The organism is Kitasatospora putterlickiae (assembly GCF_039527695.1).
Lineage (GTDB): Bacteria > Actinomycetota > Actinomycetes > Streptomycetales > Streptomycetaceae > Kitasatospora > Kitasatospora putterlickiae.
Genome location: NZ_BAAAKJ010000166.1, coordinates 1 through 327, shown reverse-complemented (window position 1 = coordinate 327; position 327 = coordinate 1). Strand labels below are relative to the sequence as shown.

1 protein-coding gene is annotated in these 327 nt (G+C 80.4%); it reads right to left on the bottom strand.

The window, feature by feature from the left end; translation table 11 throughout:
* The coding region (locus ABD308_RS17165) for a hypothetical protein (RefSeq protein WP_344335239.1) at window positions 1-327 on the bottom strand (327 nt) is incomplete at both ends.

Below are 327 nucleotides of genomic sequence, written 5' to 3'. Positions count from 1 at the left end.
GGCCGGCGGCGAGCAGGCAGCGGCCGAGGCTGCGGCCGGCGGGCGGCCCGTCAGCCGGTCCGGCGGCGGCGGTCCCGGCGGACGCGGAGACGGGTGCGGGGGCGGCGCGGTGGGCGAGGATGAGCAGCCCGGAGAGCGCGAAGGCGAAGCCGAGGAGGACGGTCTCGCCGTCGTGCAGGTAGAACGGGGCGGTCCAGGGCGCGTCCGGGTGGGTGACGGCGAGCACGACCCAGCCGAGGCCGCTGAGCAGGGTCGCGGCACAGGCCCAGGCCGCCGGGCCGAGGACGCCGAAGGCGCCGAGGACGGTGCGCCAGGGCGCGGTCGGGG